This is a genomic window from Paenibacillus sp. MABNR03 (assembly GCF_050455445.1).
In the GTDB taxonomy this organism is placed as follows: domain Bacteria; phylum Bacillota; class Bacilli; order Paenibacillales; family Paenibacillaceae; genus Paenibacillus; species Paenibacillus xylanilyticus.
On record NZ_JBCIYR010000002.1, the window covers coordinates 67,849 to 87,804 of the forward strand.

Here is a 19,956-nt window from a genome sequence, read left to right on the forward strand (position 1 = left end):
ATCGATGATACCTATCCTCAAAGCTCAACAGGTGCTGTTTGATTTCAGTATTACGACAGCGCCTGCACTGATTATTGACCAAATATTTGATCGCCACAATATCATCTACGATGAGATGGAATACGGCGATCCAAATTACATGGGAAGCTTGATACGAGCTGAAGGTAAGACAATCATTCTCGTTAATACGGATATAAAGAATGCTGGAAGAATTAATTTCACAAAAGCCCATGAGCTCGGACATTTCATCTTAAACCACAAAGGACAGCAGTTTGAATGTTCCCGAACCGATATGTTAGATTCTACTAGAAAGCCACTTGAGGTAGAGGCTAACCCAATTTGCAAAAGAATTCCTTCTACCTGAACATATGGTCAAACCCATATCTATGTCATCACCATTTGATTTTGATACAATCAAAGCAATCAGTAACGCATTTATGGTTTCCAAGCTTGTAGCCGTGTTTCGAATACTCGATTTTCATTTAGGAAATTATGCTGTTATTGGTTCTAAACATGGTGTAATCACTCATCTTGGAATGTCAAAGAATCTAGTTGGCAAGATTAATCTCATGAAATTAGGTGCTTCTATTCATAACAAATCATTTGCCAATGAGTGTCTACTTTCAAATTTTCGAATGAATGGGTATTCATCTATTGATCCTAAAACTTGGATTACAAGAAATAAGTTAGGATCAGCAATTACATTGAAAGAATATTCAAGAGCAGATAAGCTGTCCGGAAGTGTCTTGACTCTTCTCAAAGTGGATTGTTTGTAATTCGATATGCGTGAAAGATCATAGATGGGCAAGGTGTCACCATGTCATTGGACAGGGCAGTGATGTAGTGTTGATTAAGAAAGCACTCTTAAGTAGCAAATAAGTTGTAATCATTAAGCCGAAGCCCCTATTCTATTCAGGGCGTAGAATTTATACAATTAAGATAAAATGTTTAGTTCATTTTATCTATAAATCCGTAAAAGTCCGGTAGTCAGACGTTCATTTGATGGGGGCACATCGCATAAGATTTTTCGCACCAACACTACCACACATGTAGAGAGTGTGGTAGTGTTGGTGCGAAATAAATCTGATTTTTAAAAGCCTTATTAATTCTAAATTTTTCAGATAATATAGTAAGTTGGATTAGAGATATAGAAATGCTTTATAGCACTTGTCAAAAATTGGTGTGAAAATTCAACATGAATGAGCAAAATCATCGGATGTCTCCCTAAAAGAACTTGAAAAAAGACGCATTTTGAATAAACTGATATCGTCCTTAAGAAAATAACCCAAACGATCAGTATAACAATCGTTTGGGTTATTATATTCTTTACAGTTTTTAATATGGAATGATCTGATCAGATTTCATTATGGCTTACTTTATAATTTCAATAGTATTTGAATAGCGAGTTTAAATCCTTTTGCTTGCTCCATTAAGTAAATAGCTCATCGCAAAAATGGGGAATATCTAGTGTAGTAGTGGATTTAATGCGTATTTTATTTATTTAATGGAAAGCTATTTGATTTCCAGTTGACTTTAGAGTGAGACTATGAATTCATTAGAATGGACGAAGCAAATCGCTAGTACAGGCTTCATTACCTATTAGAGAGTAAAGAGAAAATCGTTCTTAATAGAATTATTTTATATTAAAATTGTCATAACTGAGGTGATTTATTACCTCGGTTTCTCAGCATATACATAATGGGAATGGAATGTTGCGTGGAAGAATTATTATAAGGTTGAGAAGGAAATGGTTTTTTAACCACGAATCCTGTCAGAGGAAGGTTTAGAGTGCATTGCATCTGAGACCAAGGTATTAGTGAGTTTGAGCTTCAATTATTATTTCAAAGAACTTGAGATCATGTGTTTTCCACCATATTTTGTCAGATCCGGTCTCTATACTTATAGAAATACTAAACTGAGGTGACCTCAAAAGTTCTCTAATTGATAGTATTTGGATGGTGTTGTTGACCGAGAGGCATGTACAGTCCTAAAAAGGTTATCAAGCAGCGTATAACGGGCGGGCTTGTAACGTAGGGTATTTGACTGTTCAAGGTCTGGCAAGATCATTATTAAGAGAAGTACTTGGTAGGGATACCGTTACTGACGATTCTAACTGAACCGGAAAATTGATCGAAGCGGTGCGTTGCGCGCACGAGACAAACATTGAAATCGTGAATAGAAATCATGAGCGGTCGCCGTGAGCGATACGTTTGCTTCCCAAATTGTACTAGGCGTTTTCGGATGTGTGCAGGCCTTTGATCGATACTTCGTAGAGGGGTTGAAGTATTGCGGGTTTAGCTCTACCATATTTTAATGCAGTCAATTCAGCAACTGCTTGTTTTCTATCAGGACTATTTCGCTGAGTTTTTGGTTTAAGGATGAGGATAGTGCTAGCTATACGTCGATGATGCTAATCGATATGCTCTTCTGATTAGTAGGTTTTTGGATTGGTGACAAGTCAGGAATATTCCAAAACGGGTTGAATCTTGAGGACGTTTGCGTCTTCATGTCGAGAAACCTTGAGCAGGTTAGAGTTATTGATCACTCCTGCTCGGCCAATGTTAGCTTCTAGAAAGACCGATGCAATTCGCGATTTTATTAGGTCACATGGTGAGTCTAGAAGGTTAGCGTTATGATAAAGTCCATGATACTGCCAGCGGAAAGAGTTCGACGAAGAGAGTTCGTTATTGGCTCTAATTTTAGAAGAAAAAGAAAAACATATGAACTAATGTGTTGAACTGGGAATTTGTTGCGAGAAAAACAAGAGCGAATTGAATCGTGAAATGTTGCATTTATGTATGTTCCTCGTTTCATTTTTGGCTTGATTTTTTCCTGTGTAATAACGTGATTGTAGGTGATAAGGGTTCGAGATATCTGAGGTAATGCTGATTATATACTTTCTTACTAGGGGATTGTTGCCATGAAAAGAAGTCGTTGGCGGGAGGTTCAGCTCGGTGAAATTGTCACAATGGGAGCGAACACCGGAAATCGCTATTATGTGGGGCGCCAAGGGGAGCAGAAAATCGTTGGACACCGAAGCTTGGCTGATGATCCAATGCTCACTGATGATGATCTGCTTCTAGAAGATGCAGAAAGAAACAAGGAGTACATTCTTTATCCTAAAGGCACTATTCTCGTTTCCTTGGGTCGACATTCACGCGGCGTTGGCTTTCTTCAGGGGGCTGCACTCGCAGAGATTACAATCTGTGGTATACGTGTAGATGTAAGCGACGTATTGCCGGAGTATTTGTTTTATGTGTTGCGGTGGTACCGAATGAAGCAGGCGGGCCGATGGAGTCAGCGACGATTGAAGAGCTGGCCCATCCCGTTGCCTCCGTCGATTATACAGCGTGATATCGTCAAATTTTTATTGAAGCTGGAAGAGATACAGCAAAGCCGCAAACGGCTGATTACCATGTTGTCCGATTATATAAAGGCCCAGTATGATACGATCATTCTAAAAGAGTCTACGTATCAACCCCGAAGCAAACTAAGTGATTGGATTTACCACGTCGAGGTAGGCCGTCAGATTCCTGAACATATCCTGCAGGAAGGTATCTGGTATTGGAAGGGAAGGCCTGATCCATTCAGGAAGGCGCCACGATCAGTGGTGGTACAAAGCAATCCCATTGAAAGGACCCGTTATTCAGGTGTGTTTTCCGAGCCGGGAGATATTTTGTGGTATCGGTACGCAAACGAGCGGACCGAAGGATCGGTACTCGTCCATCGATGGGAACGTCCAGTCGTCATCTCGAACGAGTGGATTAAAGTCACACCATTGCCAGGTATTCCCTCGGAGTTTTTAGCTGCATACATTAAGGAAAATTATCAGCGTGCCGAAGCGTTGTTCCAATACCGAGATCGTGGACGCATTGCAGATATGATCAAGCAGCTTCCGACTGTAGTTCCATCAAAAAATGAACAAGAAGAGTATGCAGCAATTGCGAGGGCGACTGAACAGATGGCAAATACGAATCTGGACTCTCTACATAAACTTAACATTTTATATGAAAACTATATGGAAAAAATGTTTGGAACAGATATGATAGATGGACGAGGTGAGGAAATCGAATGATAACGGAAAAAGATATTCATCGTCGAGCAGATGAGTTGTGGAGAATTGCTAATCGCAGTGGGTTGTCTGATCCAATTATGGTGTTTGAGCACTTATCTTACCTCATATTTTTAAGACTGCATCAGAGCTTCGAAGGCAATGACTATTCATGGTATGACTTGATGGAGTTTATTCGGATCGGGGAATTTCAACTTGCAATTGATGAGTATATGGAAAAGCGGTTAAGGTTTACACCAAATGGATCAAACATTCCTCCCTCTCATTTTCCCTTTGATATCAAGACACTACAACAGCTAGTAATGTTTTTGAACGAAGCACTTGATTGGGTTTCTGATGATACCTTGACCGAGGTATTCTATGATGCATTGCTAAATCGAGCAATCGGTAACAAGCATGGCTTTGTGCCTACGCCTCATTTGCTTGCTAGCACGATGGCAAAATTACTAGCAGAGTTTAACCCGATTCGGCATAGTCGGTTGAACGTTTGCGATCCAGCATGCGGAATTGGCTCATTGTTAGCTTCTTTATGGGATGAGCTACACACACGAGAGTTTGAAAATGCTAATTTTGATGGTTTCGAGGTCATGACTTCGTTTGCTAGAATTGCACAAGTAACCATGCTGTTCCGAAAAGTGTCTCATGATTGGATCCATAATGAGGACAGTTTAGACCTACCAAGCGAGTATCGTGGGCGATATGACTATGTGATTTGCAATCCACCTTTTACGAAGAAGCCTGATTGGGTTACAGAGCCGATGTGGTATTCAATGGGGGATTACTCGAAGAGAGGTACACGAAGTTATCAATTCATCGAGCTCTCGTTAGCATTGTTGAAAAAAGGCGGCCATTGCGCGATTGTCGTACCGGAAGGGCTGTTAAGCAGCACCCAGCGTTACGATGTGTCTTTTCGAATGCATTTGCTCGAACGGTATCAACTTAATAGCGTTGTTTCCCTCCCATCTGGATTCTTCCCAGGGACTGCCATGAAAACCTCTATTTTGTTGCTGACTCGTCCTAGAGATGGGGTGATTCTCGCTGGGGAGGTATTGTATTATGATTTTGAGCAAAAAGCGATTCGTTTACGTACGGATAAGGAATTATGGGACAAGCTCGTTACTTTATGGAGGACATATCTTTACTCCGGTGCCGTACCGGATACTGAAGGTGGTCATGCATGGACAGTTTCGCTTGAGGAAATCAAACAGAACGAGTGTCAGTTAGGTGCGACGGTCTATAAGCAAAGTTTATTACCCAAGAAAAAAAACATTGATCCGAGTCGACTGCTTTACGAAATATTTGAGCTTGAAAAGCAACTCCACAACGAGATGGAGGATCTGTATGAGCTCCATCACAAAATAAGGCCCGACGTTAATGGTCGAGATCCTGATGCTCTTGATTCAGAGACTGCCGGAGCGGAGGCTGAACTATCATCAGTACTGCAAGTGTTGCGAGAGCACTTCTCGAGACAGCAAAACTTTCTATTAGATGTTTACATGGAATCCGAGAAGCCTTTAGCCATTCACGAAGCTGCGAAACGGGCGAACAGGATGCTTGGGGAAGAAATGAAGCTTGGAGTCCAGGAAGCAAATCAAATGACGGAGCTCTTCGACGCACTAGGCTTACTGGAATCAACTTCATCTGGAGTAATGCTTTATCCAAAACAATTTGACGAGAACGAACGGATTATTCAGACGCAGAAGCCTGTCACGATTCTATTGTGGAAGAAAGCCGAACGGCTGAAAAGGAGTTAACGGCATGAGATTGCAATCGATCTATATTAAAGAGTACAAGCAATTGAAAGAGTTTCGGATCGATTTTAAGAATGTAGAGCGAAGCGTCGGTCAAGATCCATTCCGGTTTCTCATCGGCCGTAACGGAGTCGGGAAGTCGTCGCTTTTGGAAGCGATCGGGTTGATCTTCACTCGGATGCTGCAGGATGAAACGCCAGGTTTTGCTTTCGAAGTCGTGTATACGATGGATGTTGACGGCCGGCCGGTTACAATCGCGGCTCGCCCGAATGACGGCAGCGATTCGGCGGATCTGGAATCAAGGTTGCAGGTGGATTTCACGAATGTGGAAGGGAAGAAGACGCGCCTTGATTTGCGGAAACAACCATTCAGCCAATACAGGGAATATCATCCGCGCCGTATTATCGGATACGCATCAGGCCCGACAAACGGGTTCGAGGAAATACTGCTTACATCTCCTGTAGATTCAATTAAGAGCGATATTTACGATGCCCGTCTCGGGGCCCAAGAAGAACAGGATTACGATCTTAATCTTTTGGAAATTGAACAGTCACTCGTTAATTTACAGCACTTATATGAAGACGCTTCATATATGTTTATTGACGGGAAGACATCAGCATTGGTGCTACTCTGTCTTTGTGCTGCGATCCCCTCGATCAATTCCGATGAAGAGTCTCAATTTGAGGATTCATATATTGCGCTCCGAAAGAAGCTGTTCGATATGATCGGTGGAATAGTACCTATCGGAGTAACCTTTGTCGTTGATGAGATGCGGCTGAAGGAATACGTTGAGATAAAACCACGTTCTATGCGTCTCGAGCCGTTGATCCGTTGGATGAGCACTCATAGTGAACAGTCCGGTGACCAAGGTGTATCACACGCATGGTGCATCTCCCGCCAAAAGGAGTCGTTATCGGATCACCTATTTACCGCAACGATTCATAAGGAAAGAGTGGCTTATTTCCCTATAACAGAGCAGGAAGAAAATGCGTATCACTGTTTTGGCCTTGGGTTGGACACACACCCTTTCGAACTTTTGACGATGTTGCTCATCGCAAAGCGGGAAGGGCTTCTGTTAGATGCGCACTTAGTGTTTAAACATAAGCAATCAAACAGGTTGTTATTTGAGAAAGCTCTGAGCGACGGAGAGTATTTTTGGTTAGGTCGATTGGGGCTCGTCCTGTTGGCCCGATCCGATCCGAGCGGAGACTCGTTGTTTCTTTTCGACGAACCAGACATTCATCTCAACGAGTCGTGGAATGAGCAATTTGTGGAGCTACTGCATCAGCTATCAGTTACGCCTGAAGGGACGACTCATAATGAGTTTTTAATAGCTACCCACTCCACCTTGCTGTTAACAGATGTTGATCCTGATCAGCTTTACTTGCTAGAACGGACGAAGGAGCAGGGAACCCAGGTTGTTTCCTTGGCGATCTCGACCTTTGCGGCGAATCGTGTTGATATCTCCAAACGCATTTTCGGTGTTACATCTCCGATTGGACAATATTCAAGAAGACTTTTAAAAGAGAAGTTTTTGTCGGACAACAAGGACCAGCTTATAGAGCTTGCCAAGAAGGTCGGACCCGGTTATTATCGTTTTCGCATCCACAGCCAGATAGAGCAATTTGAGCATCGGCAGAGGGGGGGAGACGACAATTTTACTCGAGACGAACAAGAGTAATTGTGCCAACGATCTTGACATTGTGTGTCTCTTCATCGAAAAGGTTCTAGATTATGCGGCGACCGATCTGAGTCCATCCTTTGATCGTATCTGTTTTGATATTAAGTTCGCTGGACTAGGGGTAGAGTGGTTTCTCGATTATAAAGCAATCCGAGAGGGACTGACCGGTCTGTATTTTCTAAGTCAGCCACAACGAAAACTGCTCTATGATTCTTATAAAGCAGATATTTCATTCGCTGTTCAGCTTGGAAAAGCCGATTACCAATTTTCATATCCAGGGCTGCCTGCCAAGGTGAAGGAAATTGCTAAGCCCCTCTTCGAAGCGCTATATGACGATATTTTAGGAGGTTCTAAGGGTTTTCGGATGATTGGGCTTGCAAACCCGAACTTACAGCGTGGTCATGTGCGTCGAGGTTTCTTTGAGGCGAATCGGAAGAGAGATAATCAATTCAATCAAGTATGTCCTGCATGTTTGGGAATGATAGAGGTTGATAGCGAGGACGGGCATGCAGACCTTGATCATTATTTTACGAAGTCTATCTATCCGATGCTCTCCGTGTCGTCGGATAATTTAATCCCGCTTTGCAAGATATGCAACCAAACGATGAAACGCGCAAAGGACCCGCTTGAGGCTCATCGAGAACCTGGTCAGCTTGCGTTTTTGTTTCTTCCTTACCATCGACCAGGTATTGAATCAATTACGATCGAACTTGATCAAACCGAGCCGGACGAGAAGATCATTGTAGGTGTGCAAAGAGATAAGGTGAACGACCGCGTCAGAGTGGCAAATTTTGTATCGCTCTTCGAACTGAACGACCGTTGGTCCGGGAGAATTAACTCCAGCTTGTACGAAACAATCCGGCAGGACGTAATCAGCGATTTTTTGGACCCGAATAAGGCTGTGACAGAACAGGCTGTGAAGGACAAACTAACCAATCTGTTTAGAGCAAAGATGAGTTCTAAATCAACGGTGCCCGATGCTTATCTACTTGCTAAATATTTAGAAAAGATCATCAATAACATAGAACTATTCTCTGCCTTTTATCGGGAGATTACAGAGGTCATTGACCTGGAACGGGAAGAGATGCTGGCAATTGAACTGGAAGAAGAGTGACGGTGAGGGGGTAATAAAATTATCACTGATGTGAAATTGGTGAAAAAACCTCTTCTAAATCAATAGAATAAGCTTAAACGAACATAATTTGAAGACGTCCCCAGTATATCAAGGCTTTAGCCGACTGTGACAGGCTCTACAAAACTCTGCTTTTGATTGGCATACGGTATATGTGGAGTCAGTGGCGATGTTGATAAGAAGGGATGAGAATTTATACAAAATTCTCATCCCTTCTCCTTCTAATATATGACGGTCAATTGGACTATTAACTTTCCAAATTCAAAGCATTTTGACGAATTGGAGCTTAGGCCTTCACTTAGGACTATTAGCGAAAATAGTAAAGAGGAGCATTTGCTCCTCTTTACTTCATTAACTACATTAGTCTAAACATCCCCATCATCCCAGGCGGTAACTAATATACGTGCACACCCGTACCAAGCACGGATTTGTTTTGTACGGAATTACCGGATAGATATACCTTTTGCAGATTAGGCAGCTGGCTTAGGGTCTCGATATTGGAAATGGCATTGTTCTCGAGATGAAGCTCTTCTATGGCCTGCCAGTTACTCATGAATTCGAGAGAAGCCAAATTGCTGTCTTGCAGGGTGAAGGAACGCAGAGCGGACAGTTTGGCAAAGTAAGGCATCATTTGATCAACTTCAGTAACAGAGGTATTGTTTATGCTGAAATATGGCTGCTCTAAGGTCAAATGCTCAAGCACGCTGTTCTCCGCGGCCGCCTTTTGTTCAAAGTTCAGCCTGCACTCAGAGCACGTCAGAGATTTGACCTGCTTCAAACGAAATAAAGCATCGCTCTCCTTATATAGTGAAGAGTCGTAAATGTTCAGGGTCTCTAGGTTGGACAAGCCGTCTAAGGCGCTAAAACGGGTTATTTCATCGATCTCCGAGAGGGAGAGTTGCTTAAGTTTCGGGAATTTCCCCAGCGCCGCCAAATTCAACTCTCCACTTCCGCCACGGAGTGTCAGACTGGTCGCGGCGGGCGCTTTCAGCCCGGGAAGAAAGGAGCTTGGAATTTCCACCCGCTCTACTTTTGGCAGTGTCAGCACTTCTGTATTCTCGTAATAACCGGACAGCGTTAAATCTCGCAGTGATGAGAGGCTGTTGATGGGTTTGACTGAGCTGAGCTTGCTTAAAGAAGCCAGGCGTAGTTTCGTGATGGAAGTCTTGTCGGTCAGATGCTCCAGACTGGAGAAGTTTACATTTTCAATATCTAGCTTTTGTAGAGCAGGCATATTTTGCACAAAGTCGATGGACTTTACGTTGGTTAAATAAGAAAGCCGGAGCTCTTGAAGCTGAGTTAAGGCGTACAGCGGCTGCAGGTCTGTGGCTTCACTGTAATTGATGGACAGGGAAGTCAGCCCAGTCATAGACGACAACCATCCCAATTCATTGGTATAGGTGAGCGACAGGGACTTGAGTGGCAGTTTGTTCAACAAAGAAAAATCCGTTACCGATTCATCCGCATAGGTAATAGATAACGAGTTCAGATTAGGGAATTCCAGCAGTAGGGCCAATTCCTGATTGCTGCGAAGCTGAGTGGAAAGCTCCGTAACTTTGGACTTGTCACCAAAGAAGTCCGAAAACGTGCTGAAAGATTCGTTAAAAGCACCTCCATAGCTTTTTAATCCGGACATATGAGCAAACGTGGTTTGGTTCGACTGGGAGATTTCGTAGGTGTTCGTCAGGTCCAATGCCGTCAGTCCCTTAAAAGCTTCAAAATCTCGCTGATCAATCTGCTGGCTATTCAGTTTCTTGTCCTGAGTAACATACGTGATTTTCTCGGCCTTTTCGTCGCTGAAGGGATCGGAGAGGCTATATGTAAACTTCCACTGATCATTCTCCGAATATTCTACGGTTAAATAACGAAGGCGAGCCAATTCCTCCTCTGTCGGCAGGGCAGACCCTTTATCGAAGATATCTCGCAAAAAGGAGAGCAGAACCTCGCTTTCAGGCATCTTCCGCACAGGCAGATTGGCTTCTGCTTGTGGATGAGTAGAGCTGACGCTGTAATAAAAATAAGTACCGATGGCCCCGGTTAGGAGCAGCATCAATATCAGCAGCAGCCTTACAGAGACGTTCAGCTTCGGTGCTGTTTTTGGGGGCGTTCCGTGGTAGTGATTAATGGTCTGGTCCACGTAATAGACATGATTTTGCTTCAATAAAAGCTCTGTTTCACAATAGGGACACTTTAATATCTCACCCTCTTTGTATTCAATTCTTCCGTTGCAATTGGGACAGTTTAACGGGATAAAAGCCACGAATGTCCCCTCCTTCATTATGATGGTCATGAGATCATGCTGAACGGTCAGCTAATTGCATTATACCTTGTGAAATTACGTTTGATGAGAGAAAGAAGTTTCGCATAGCGAAGGAGCAGGGAATCCTGCTCCTCTTTGATCTTATTAAAGTGTAGCTAGAGGTGGGCATTATTACATAAGTCATTAAGCGATCGAAGTAATCGGATGTTTAACTTGCACAGGGTAGAGATGATCACCAGGGGTTCTTACAAATAAGCCGTCATTGGTGAGGGTACTTTTTAGAACGAGATGTTCTGTTGCATCTGGTGTGAAATGGAAGGTTATTTTCTCTGTATCCTCATCTGCAATCTGATGTAAAATATCTGTCATATGGATTTCGTTTAAACCAATAACATCGAAGAGGTCAATATTATTGTCTTCCTTCTGATAAATCACGATGACATTTTTATTTTCCAAGTGATAGATATCGTTACTGAACACATTCAGGCAATAAAACATGAGTATGCCTTGAGTCTGGGCGGTTCCGAAATGTTGCGAAACAGGTAGCCTTTCGGATGCAAATTTAAGGATAAGGCGTAAATCCTCCGCGTTAGTAACATCGAGTTTCCGAAGGTTCGCAGGCTCGGGTGATTTTTTTGCCATATAATCCGTTGAAAAAAGATGTTCTTCCACCGGTTTAAACCCAAACTTGGGGTAAAAATCAAGCACTGATTCATTGGCAAAAAGGTACATGAGATCATACTTGTTGTCGTATTCCTCTAAGATCTTGTTCATTAAACGAGTGGATAGTCCTTTCCCTCGAGAATCGGGATGTGTCATCACCGTGCCGATTTGAATCGCCTTTTTCTTCTCCCCGTGAATGATGAGTTCAAGGATGTTAACAGAAGCGTTGGCAATAACTTGGTCTCCATCTACAAATGAAAAAGGTATGTATCCTTCTCCCCAAAACCCTTGTTGGTACCAATTTTCAAATTTTAAATCAAAAGTGTTAGCAGCAAGTTCAAAGAAACTCTTTCGAAGGACTTCATTGTTTTTATAACCCTTCTTAAATACAAATTCCTGCATTCTATGTCCTGCCCCCCCTTAATTCTCAAAAGTGACTGTCTGTATATTAATGGTATTATCCAGCACTTAAACTGATATATCAAGCATCGAATTCACGGAAACGCTTGACTGTGGATTTTATGTATTTGATAGAGATTGATCATGATATTGAACATAACAATTTCGTGACGAGTAATGAATTACCGTTTCAGCTTATATAGCTTCTCGAGTCTATCTGCCGTTGCCTGATTATCGAAACGAAAAGCATGACCATACCCGTATCAGAATTGGTATAGTTCTGAAATAATCTAGGATTCCCCTTTAATTTGGAGTAAGAATTCTCTTCCATGAAGTGGTATTATCTGGGGTGAAAGGAGGCTGGTTACAGTAAATTATGTAAGCGCTTTACATGGTTTATAAAAAATTTGGTATGGGGGGAAGGCTTCGAATGAGGAAATCATTTAAGCAGGTCGTTTCCGGGTTACTCGCAGCGGCTCTGCTTCTTCCGGGCGGCTTGACGGATCCGACAGTCAGTGCAGCAGATTCAGTATCATCTGATTCACAGATCGTCTATCAGGAAACATTCCAGAATGGTCAAGGCAAGGCAACTCAATCCGGCGATGCCCAGCTGGAAGCTGTCACAGGCAAGTCATTTGAGGGCAATGATGATGGAGCAGCGCTAAAAGTCAGTAACCGATCCAAAAACTATGATGGCGTGGATCTTGCATTCGCAGATCTTGGTTTGACCAATGGCCAAGAGTATTCTGTAACCGCTTCCGTTTATGTCGATACTGATGCCAACCCACCTGCAGACGGGAAAGCCGTTCTGGAAATTGTAAGCAATAAGGGCGTTGATGGATCTGAGGCATACACTGGAATTAGCTCTGCTGACTTTATAGCCGGCCAAGGCATTACGCTAACCGCTGATCTCTCCGTTAACAGTGTGGACAAGACAGCTCTGCGGATTAAATCCGATGATGCAGGGAAAGGTGTGCAATTCTATATCGGGGATATCACGATCACCCAGGAAGAAACCCCTGGTGAAACCGCACCAGAGATTGTGGATAAAACAGGAATCACTGCAGACTTTGAGAGCGGTCTGGATGGATTCAAAGCACGCAATGGCCGCGAAACGGTAGTCCTCTCCCAAGAAGATAATCATTCACCTGAAGGCAAGCAAAGCTTGCTTGTAACGACTACGGCACAATATGATGCAGCCTTGGTTGATGCTGCTGGCAAAATGGCGAAGAATCACGAATATGAGCTGTCTGCATGGGTGAAAATGGCACCAGGCCAAGCGCCTACAACACTTCGTATCAGTGTTCAATATGCGGACAGCGGCTTTGCGAACGTTTCACAAAATGCAACCGTTACGAATCAAGAGTGGGTACATCTAACAGGGAAGTATACACTCACGACGACTCCAAGCATACTCAATGCGTATATTGAAACGGCAGATGACGATAGAGGGAACCGTACCTTTTTCCTGGATGATTTTGCTCTAAAATATGTGGGTCCCGTAACTACTGCGCCTCCGATTCAAGAAAACCTTCCTGATCTGAAGGAGGTTTACAAGAGTGATTTCCTGATCGGAAACATTGTTAATCCGGCGACCTTTGACGAGACCCGGCTCAAGCTGCTGACGAAGCATCACAATGTCGTCACGTTTGAGAATGATATGAAGCCGGATTATGCATATAACGCGGACAGACAATTTGATTTCACAGCAGAAGATGCTCTTGTCCAAAGAGTACAGGATGCAGGCCTTGATCTGCACGGTCACGTGCTCGTATGGCATGCGCAGTCTCCTACATGGCTTCATACGGCAGCAAACGGCGAGCCTTTGAGCCGTGAAGAAGCTCTGACGAACCTGAGAACACATGTTAAAACGGTCGTTGAACACTTTGGTGACCAGGTTATTTCCTGGGACGTTGTCAACGAAGCCGTGAACGATAACCCGGCTAATCCCCAGGACTGGAAAAATGCATTGCGTAATTCCGGCTGGTTACAGGCCATCGGCCCTGACTTTCTTGAGGAGGCATTCCTTGCAGCCAAAGAAGTCATTGACGAGAATGGCTGGGATATCAAGCTTTACTACAATGACTACAATGATGACAACCAGAATAAATCTACAGCGATCTACAGCATGGTGAAAGAGATCAATGAAAATTACGAGAAAGATCACCCTGGCGAGAAACTGATTGATGGCATCGGCATGCAAGCCCACTACAATCTGGGCACGAGATTGGACAATGTGAAGATGTCACTCGAACGTTTTATTTCCTTGGGTGTAGAAGTTAGTGTCACCGAATTGGACATTATGGCAGGCACCAACTCTGCAATCACTGAAAAAGAAGCGAAGCAGCAGGCTTATCTGTATGCCTCATTGATGGATCTCTATAAGGAGAACAGCGAGCATATTCCGCGTGTGACCTTCTGGGGATTGAATGACAGCACGAGCTGGAGAGCCGAGCAGAATCCAACCTTGTTCGACAAGGATTTTCAAGCCAAAGAGGCCTTCTACGGGGTCGTTGATCCGGAGAAGTACCTGGCAGAACATCCACCCGAAGAGCTTGATTACAAGAAATCAAGTGCCCTCTATGGGACACCATCCATTGATGGTTCTGTAGACAGCATATGGAGCAAAGCTCCTGAATTGAAGCTGGATACGAAGCAAATGGCGTGGTCCGGTGCAACAGGAACGGCAAGAGTACTGTGGGATGACGACAACCTCTATGTGCTCGTTCAAGTGAAAGACGATCAACTGAACAAGACCAATCCAAATGTATGGGAGCAGGATTCCGTTGAGGTATTCGTCGATGAAAATAACGCCAAAACGTCCAGCTTCCAGGATGATGATGGACAATACCGAGTGAATTTCGAGAACCTTGCTACCTTTAATCCTGCGGAAATCGCAGCAGGTTTCGATTCCAAAGTCTCTGTTGCGGATACCAACTACACGGTCGAGATGAAAATTCCATTCAAAAAGGTGAAGCCTGCGAATAATGCCAAAATCGGATTTGATGCGCAGATTAATGATGCCAAAGACGGCAACAGAATCAGCGTAAACGCATGGAATGATGCATCCGGTCAAGGTTACCAGGATACGTCCGTATTTGGTGAATTGACGCTCACGGGCAAACCTTCTTCAGGAGGAAACGACGGTGGCGGCAACAACGGTGGAGGCAACAACAGTGGAGGGAACAATGGTGGCAGCAATGGCGGATCGAACTCCGGGATTACTCCGCAGCCGCAACCACAGCTTCCAGGCAGCGACTCGGCAATTGTGCCGGTAGTGAAAGTCGAAAATGGAACAGCCACAGCAACCATTTCAAGCGACAGCCTGAATAAAGCGATTGAACAGGCTTCCCCAGGTGCAAATGGCAAGAAACAGGTTACTATCGAAGTACCCAAGCAGGCGAATGCCCAATCCTATGTGGTGCAGCTGCCAACTTCAAACCTGCAGAGCAATAATAATGTTGAGTTTGTACTTAAGACAGACTATGCAGCACTTCAAATTCCATCCAACATGCTGTCTAACATTACGGAACAAGCGGACCAAGTCTCTATTCAAATTAGCAAAGTCTTGGCAGATCGCTTGAACGCAGAAGTACGCGCCAAAGTGGGCAGCCGTCCGGTAATCGATCTTAGCATCAAAGCTGGGGACCGTGTGCTGGCTTGGAATAATCCAGCGGCGCCTGTAACGGTATCTGTTCCGTACACACCTGCTGGCCAAGAACTTGCCAATGCACATCAATTGGTGATCCTGAATATTGACAGTCAAGGAAAGGCAGCAGTCCTACCGAACGGACGATATGATGCTAAATCCGGATCGGTTGTGTTCAAGACAACGGAATTCAGCACATATGCCGTAGCCTACGTAACGAAGTCTTTTGCCGATGTACAGCATGTCCTGTGGGCAAAAGAAGCCGTTGAATCAATGGCAGCTCGCGATATTATTAAAGGCATATCGGATGAAAGCTTCGCTCCTGCAGCTTCCATCACGAGAGCTGACTTTATCACCTTGCTGGTGAGAGCCCTTGAATTGAAGGGCAAGGACACGAACACGGCAACTTTCAGCGATGTACAGCCTACCGCTTACTATGCACAGGCCGTGGCCATTGCCAAGGAGCGGGGAATCGCCTCTGGATTTGAAGACAACACGTTCAAACCAAGCAGCAGCATTTCCCGTCAAGACATGATGGTTCTTACAGCGAAAGCTCTAAAAGCAGCTGGCAAGCAATCTGCCGGCAGCGGGAATCTGGCTCCTTATTCCGATACTGCAAGCATTTCCGCTTACGCGGTGGATAGTGTAACTTCCCTCGTAGGAAGCGGAATCGTCAACGGCAAAGATGGCAAAATCGCACCAACTGAATCATTGACCCGCGCTGAAGCAGCAGTGATTCTGTCCCGGATCTGGAACATGTAAGTGATTGTATAGGACATTTTGAAAAAACTAGGCAACTATTGAAGCTGCTGTCTGTACTTTACAGGCGGCAGCTTTTCCAAATTCCATGGCCCTCGATCATGATTGTAATAGATCGTTAACCAACCGATTCTCTTTGCAGCTCAGCAAAAATCATTCGTTTAGGCGATTTTATTTAGGAGGGAGCCGCTACTCCATGCTGAATATTGTCGATCCAATACATAGACATCATAAATTTTACTTTTTTCCACTTTGCAATAAAGATGGAATCTGATAGGATAAGTTTATAAATACGATGGTTTTAGTGAGGATTAAAAGGAGGCCGCCTTGCCATGCAAGAACTAACACATCTGGATCAACTTGAGGCTGAAGCGATATACATTATCAGAGAAGTAGCAGCGGAGTGCGAGAAACCGGTCATGTTGTATTCCATCGGCAAGGACAGCTCGGTCATGCTGCACTTGGCCCTAAAGGCTTTCTACCCCGAGAAGCCGCCGTTCCCATTCATGCATATCGATACAACCTGGAAGTTTAAGGAAATGATCGAATTCCGCGACCGAAAGGCGAAGGAATTTGGTATCGAGATGATCGTGCACTCTAATGAAGAGGCAATTCAACAAGGAATCAACCCCTTCGACCATGGTTCCGCATATACCGACATTATGAAAACCACAGCCCTGAAGCAGGGATTGGACAAATACGGATTCACGGTTGCGTTCGGTGGCGGAAGACGTGATGAGGAGAAGTCGCGTGCGAAGGAGCGAATCTTCTCGTTCCGGAACAAGAACCACTCGTGGGACCCGAAGAACCAACGTCCGGAGATGTGGAAGCTGTTCAACACGCGAATCAACAAGGGAGAGAGCATTCGAGTCTTTCCGCTGTCCAACTGGACTGAGAAGGATATCTGGCAATACATTCGTCGGGAGAACATCGATATCGTTCCGCTTTACTCCGCGGACGTAAGACCGATCGTTAATCGTGACGGGCATATCATCATGGTGGATGACGAGCGGATGAAGCTTGAGCCTGGCGAGAAGGTAGAGATGAAGAAGATTCGCTTCCGCACGTTGGGTTGTTACCCGCTCACGGGCGGAGTCGAGTCCGATGCCGTTACGCTGGATGAGATCATTGAGGAGACATTGGGTGCGTTATCTTCCGAACGGACCAGTCGGGTTATCGATCAAGAAGCGGCGGGAAGCATGGAACGACGCAAACGGGAGGGCTATTTCTAACATGAAGAGTCTACTTAAATTCATTACCTGCGGAAGTGTGGATGACGGCAAGTCCACGCTGATCGGACATATGCTCTATGAGGCCAAGCTGCTGTTCGCCGATCAAGAACGCGCGCTTGAGCTCGATAGTCGATTGGGAAGCCGAGGCGGCAAGATCGACTACTCGCTGCTCCTCGATGGTTTGCTGGCCGAACGCGAACAAGGGATTACCATCGATGTGGCGTATCGTTATTTTACGACGTCTCATCGTTCCTTCATCGTGGCGGACACACCGGGACACGAAGAGTATACGCGCAACATGGCTGTAGGCGCTTCCTTTGCCGATCTAGCCATCATTCTGGTGGACGCTACCAAAGGCATCATTACCCAGACCAAACGCCATGCTCGGATCTGCGCCCTGATGGGGATCAAGCATCTCGTATTGGCTGTGAACAAGATGGATCTGGTCGGCTTCGATCAGAGGACGTTCGAGGCGATCAAGGAAGAGTTCATCCAAACGACGGCCGAATTCCAAATCAAGAGCATTCAGGTCATTCCCGTATCCGCTACGGAAGGGGACAACATCACAACCCAGTCGCCGAATGCCCCCTGGTACGAAGGGTTGGCTTTATTGCCGTATTTGGAAAATATAGATGTTCATACTACAGATGATACGAAGCCTTTCATGATGCCGGTTCAGCGTGTAAGCAGACCGGACCATACGTTTCGTGGGTTCCAGGGCCAGATCGAGGCTGGTAAGATTTCGGTCGGAGACGAAGTCATGACTCTGCCAAGTCGGGAGAAAGCAAAGGTTAAGCGGATTTTGGTGACGGACCAAGTTCAGGATTCGGCTTATGCTGGCCAACCGGTTACGATACAACTGGACCGCGAAGTTGATGTTTCGCGGGGCTGCGTGCTCACGGTGGATAATCAAGTGCAAGAAGCTGACAGCTTCGCTTCAACGATCCTGTGGATGGACGATTCCGTCCTGACTCCGGGCAAGCATTATTGGGTAAAGGTTGGAACGAAGACTCTTCCAGGCACTGTAACGGCGATTACCCATAAAATTGACATTAACACGGGCCACACCGTTCCGGCCGATCAAATTGTTAAGAACGAATTGGCCAAGTGTGAATTTACGCTGTCAGATCAGATCGTCTTCGATTCCTTTGAACACAATAAGAGCATCGGAGGTTTTATCCTTATTGATCGTGTCACCAACATGACGTCCGCTTGCGGAGTCATCGATCAAGCGCTGAAGGGAGATAGCCGATTTGACACGCCGGATACGGGGATCACGAGAGAGGTTCGCGCCCAGCAGAAAGGACAATCTCCGCTCACGGTCTGGTTTGCTGGCTCGGATACGGTAGCTCTCGCAAAAGAAGTGGAGAAGCGACTAATGTCATCTGGTTACCATACGATGCTGCTTGAGAGCGTCAGTGGAGAAACGCTCCGCGGTACGGCGGAGATGGCAAAGGTGTTGAACGACGCCGGCCTGATCTCACTGGTATCCCATGATTCTATCAGTGCGGGCGAACTTGAGACAGCCCGAGAGATCATCGGGGGCAAAGGATTTATCGAAGTTAACGCGGACGAGATCGGCGGAATATCCACCCAGGATGCCGCGAAATCCGTGGTTAAACGAGTCGTGCAATCCATTATCGCTCACAGTCCTTCGAATAACTACGACATTTAATAAGCATGTCAGATGCAGCGGTTGCCGATCAGGCAGCCGCTTGTTTGCTTAAGATTAATGAGCAGTTAAAAATCTTGGGAATTCATATGTAAGAGTCGGTGTAAGAGGGTCAAGGTAAATATGGGGAATAGCCAAAAAAATAATATTCAAAACAATTTTAAGGGTAAAGTAAACTTTAATGGGCCGTTACAAATTGCTGCAGGAGATATAATTAACCATATACCAAACAAAGCAAAAACCGGATTGAGCATAGATCAATCCGGTTTTTGCTGTTCCCATAAATTTTACCTATGTCTCATCACTCAACGGCAAAATGCACGACTGCACTGTATAACATCTTGTTGCGAAACGGATCGAACGTCACTTGATGCTGTACCTGCTTCACTCGAAGCAGCAGCGCCTTGTTCATTCCGATTCGGTCTTCAATCGCCCGTTCCAGTTCATTGAAGTCATAGGCCTGCAGGCATTCGACTTTGTCTTTGATAATATCCAATGAAATTTCCATGTTAATTCAGGCCACCTTCATGTCACAATTTGCAGGTACAAAAGCCTGCCGAGCTTTAATTGTAGAGGAGCTTGTTCGGTTCGGCAAGAGCGGACAGCGAGAATCATTAGAACGAAGGAGACGGTTTGATTACTATACTTGGGGAGACCAAGCGGGAGTTGAGTTAGGCTTTGAGACA

General features: G+C 44.8%; 12 protein-coding genes. 9 read left to right on the top strand and 3 right to left on the bottom strand.

All coding sequences use genetic code 11. The annotated features are described in order from the left end of the window. Positions 1–4: 4 nt before the first annotated feature. The 6 genes from AAIH57_RS09095 to AAIH57_RS09120 all read left to right on the top strand — a co-directional run bounded on the left by AAIH57_RS09095 (position 5) and on the right by AAIH57_RS09120 (position 8,618). On the top strand, positions 5–364 hold the full coding sequence (locus AAIH57_RS09095; protein ID WP_430021396.1) for an ImmA/IrrE family metallo-endopeptidase: 360 nt from the start codon (positions 5–7) through the stop codon (positions 362–364). A 22-nt stretch (positions 365–386) separates the two neighbouring features. Then, the gene (locus AAIH57_RS09100; RefSeq protein WP_430021397.1) at positions 387–776 is read left to right on the top strand and encodes a hypothetical protein; all 390 of its coding nucleotides are present in this window, start codon (positions 387–389) and stop codon (positions 774–776) included. A gap of 2,144 nt (positions 777–2,920) precedes the next feature. Further along, on the top strand, positions 2,921–4,075 hold the full coding sequence (locus tag AAIH57_RS09105) for a restriction endonuclease subunit S (RefSeq protein WP_430021398.1): 1,155 nt from the start codon (positions 2,921–2,923) through the stop codon (positions 4,073–4,075). After that, complete coding sequence (locus AAIH57_RS09110; protein WP_430021399.1) at positions 4,072–5,826, top strand: HsdM family class I SAM-dependent methyltransferase; 1,755 nt, start codon at positions 4,072–4,074, stop codon at positions 5,824–5,826. The genes AAIH57_RS09105 and AAIH57_RS09110 overlap by 4 nt, the downstream gene beginning before the upstream one ends. Before the next feature lie 4 nt (positions 5,827–5,830). Further along, on the top strand, positions 5,831–7,504 hold the full coding sequence (locus AAIH57_RS09115) for an AAA family ATPase (RefSeq protein ID WP_430021400.1): 1,674 nt from the start codon (positions 5,831–5,833) through the stop codon (positions 7,502–7,504). Further along, positions 7,449–8,618: a hypothetical protein gene (locus tag AAIH57_RS09120; protein WP_430021401.1), complete on the top strand. Its 1,170-nt coding sequence runs from the start codon at positions 7,449–7,451 to the stop codon at positions 8,616–8,618. Before AAIH57_RS09115 ends, AAIH57_RS09120 begins: the two co-directional genes overlap by 56 nt. A 412-nt stretch (positions 8,619–9,030) precedes the next feature. Here AAIH57_RS09120 and AAIH57_RS09125 read toward each other — a convergent pair whose 3' ends face one another. Together AAIH57_RS09125 and AAIH57_RS09130 are read right to left on the bottom strand one after the other, a co-directional pair. Continuing rightward, a complete protein-coding gene (locus tag AAIH57_RS09125; protein ID WP_430021402.1) occupies positions 9,031–10,896 on the bottom strand; it encodes a leucine-rich repeat domain-containing protein in 1,866 nt (621 codons plus the stop codon). Between the two features lie 183 nt (positions 10,897–11,079). After that, positions 11,080–11,961, bottom strand: a complete 882-nt coding sequence (locus AAIH57_RS09130; protein WP_430021403.1) for a GNAT family N-acetyltransferase — start codon at positions 11,959–11,961, stop codon at positions 11,080–11,082. A 427-nt stretch (positions 11,962–12,388) separates the two neighbouring features. Between AAIH57_RS09130 and AAIH57_RS09135 the strand changes: the two genes are divergently transcribed. The 3 genes from AAIH57_RS09135 to AAIH57_RS09145 all read left to right on the top strand — a co-directional run bounded on the left by AAIH57_RS09135 (position 12,389) and on the right by AAIH57_RS09145 (position 19,273). Beyond that, positions 12,389–16,369 (top strand): endo-1,4-beta-xylanase, encoded by a 3,981-nt coding sequence (locus AAIH57_RS09135; protein WP_430021404.1) that lies wholly within the window; start codon positions 12,389–12,391, stop codon positions 16,367–16,369. 329 nt (positions 16,370–16,698) lie between these two features. Continuing rightward, positions 16,699–17,598 carry a sulfate adenylyltransferase subunit CysD gene (cysD, locus tag AAIH57_RS09140; protein WP_110755561.1) on the top strand — a complete coding sequence of 300 codons (900 nt, stop codon included), beginning with the start codon at positions 16,699–16,701 and terminating at the stop codon, positions 17,596–17,598. A gap of 1 nt (position 17,599) precedes the next feature. Next, positions 17,600–19,273, top strand: coding sequence for a GTP-binding protein (locus tag AAIH57_RS09145; protein ID WP_430021405.1), 1,674 nt, complete (start codon positions 17,600–17,602; stop codon positions 19,271–19,273). A gap of 298 nt (positions 19,274–19,571) precedes the next feature. Here the strand turns inward: AAIH57_RS09145 and AAIH57_RS09150 are convergent, their stop codons facing one another. Next, the gene (locus AAIH57_RS09150) at positions 19,572–19,778 is read right to left on the bottom strand and encodes a DUF2536 family protein (RefSeq protein ID WP_175397799.1); all 207 of its coding nucleotides are present in this window, start codon (positions 19,776–19,778) and stop codon (positions 19,572–19,574) included. Positions 19,779–19,956 lie beyond the last annotated feature (178 nt).

Excerpts from the sequence above, each read along its gene's own strand:
- AAIH57_RS09095 (WP_430021396.1), top strand. The coding sequence starts at position 5 with ATGATACCTATCCTCAAAGCTCAACAGGTGCTGTTTGATTTCAGTATT.
- AAIH57_RS09100 (WP_430021397.1), top strand. The coding sequence starts at position 387 with ATGTCATCACCATTTGATTTTGATACAATCAAAGCAATCAGTAACGCA.
- AAIH57_RS09150 (WP_175397799.1), bottom strand. The coding sequence starts at position 19,778 with ATGGAAATTTCATTGGATATTATCAAAGACAAAGTCGAATGCCTGCAG.
- cysD (WP_110755561.1), top strand. The coding sequence starts at position 16,699 with ATGCAAGAACTAACACATCTGGATCAACTTGAGGCTGAAGCGATATAC.
- AAIH57_RS09115 (WP_430021400.1), top strand. The coding sequence starts at position 5,831 with ATGAGATTGCAATCGATCTATATTAAAGAGTACAAGCAATTGAAAGAG.
- AAIH57_RS09145 (WP_430021405.1), top strand. The coding sequence starts at position 17,600 with ATGAAGAGTCTACTTAAATTCATTACCTGCGGAAGTGTGGATGACGGC.
- AAIH57_RS09110 (WP_430021399.1), top strand. The coding sequence starts at position 4,072 with ATGATAACGGAAAAAGATATTCATCGTCGAGCAGATGAGTTGTGGAGA.
- AAIH57_RS09130 (WP_430021403.1), bottom strand. The coding sequence starts at position 11,961 with ATGCAGGAATTTGTATTTAAGAAGGGTTATAAAAACAATGAAGTCCTT.
- AAIH57_RS09105 (WP_430021398.1), top strand. The coding sequence starts at position 2,921 with ATGAAAAGAAGTCGTTGGCGGGAGGTTCAGCTCGGTGAAATTGTCACA.
- AAIH57_RS09135 (WP_430021404.1), top strand. The coding sequence starts at position 12,389 with ATGAGGAAATCATTTAAGCAGGTCGTTTCCGGGTTACTCGCAGCGGCT.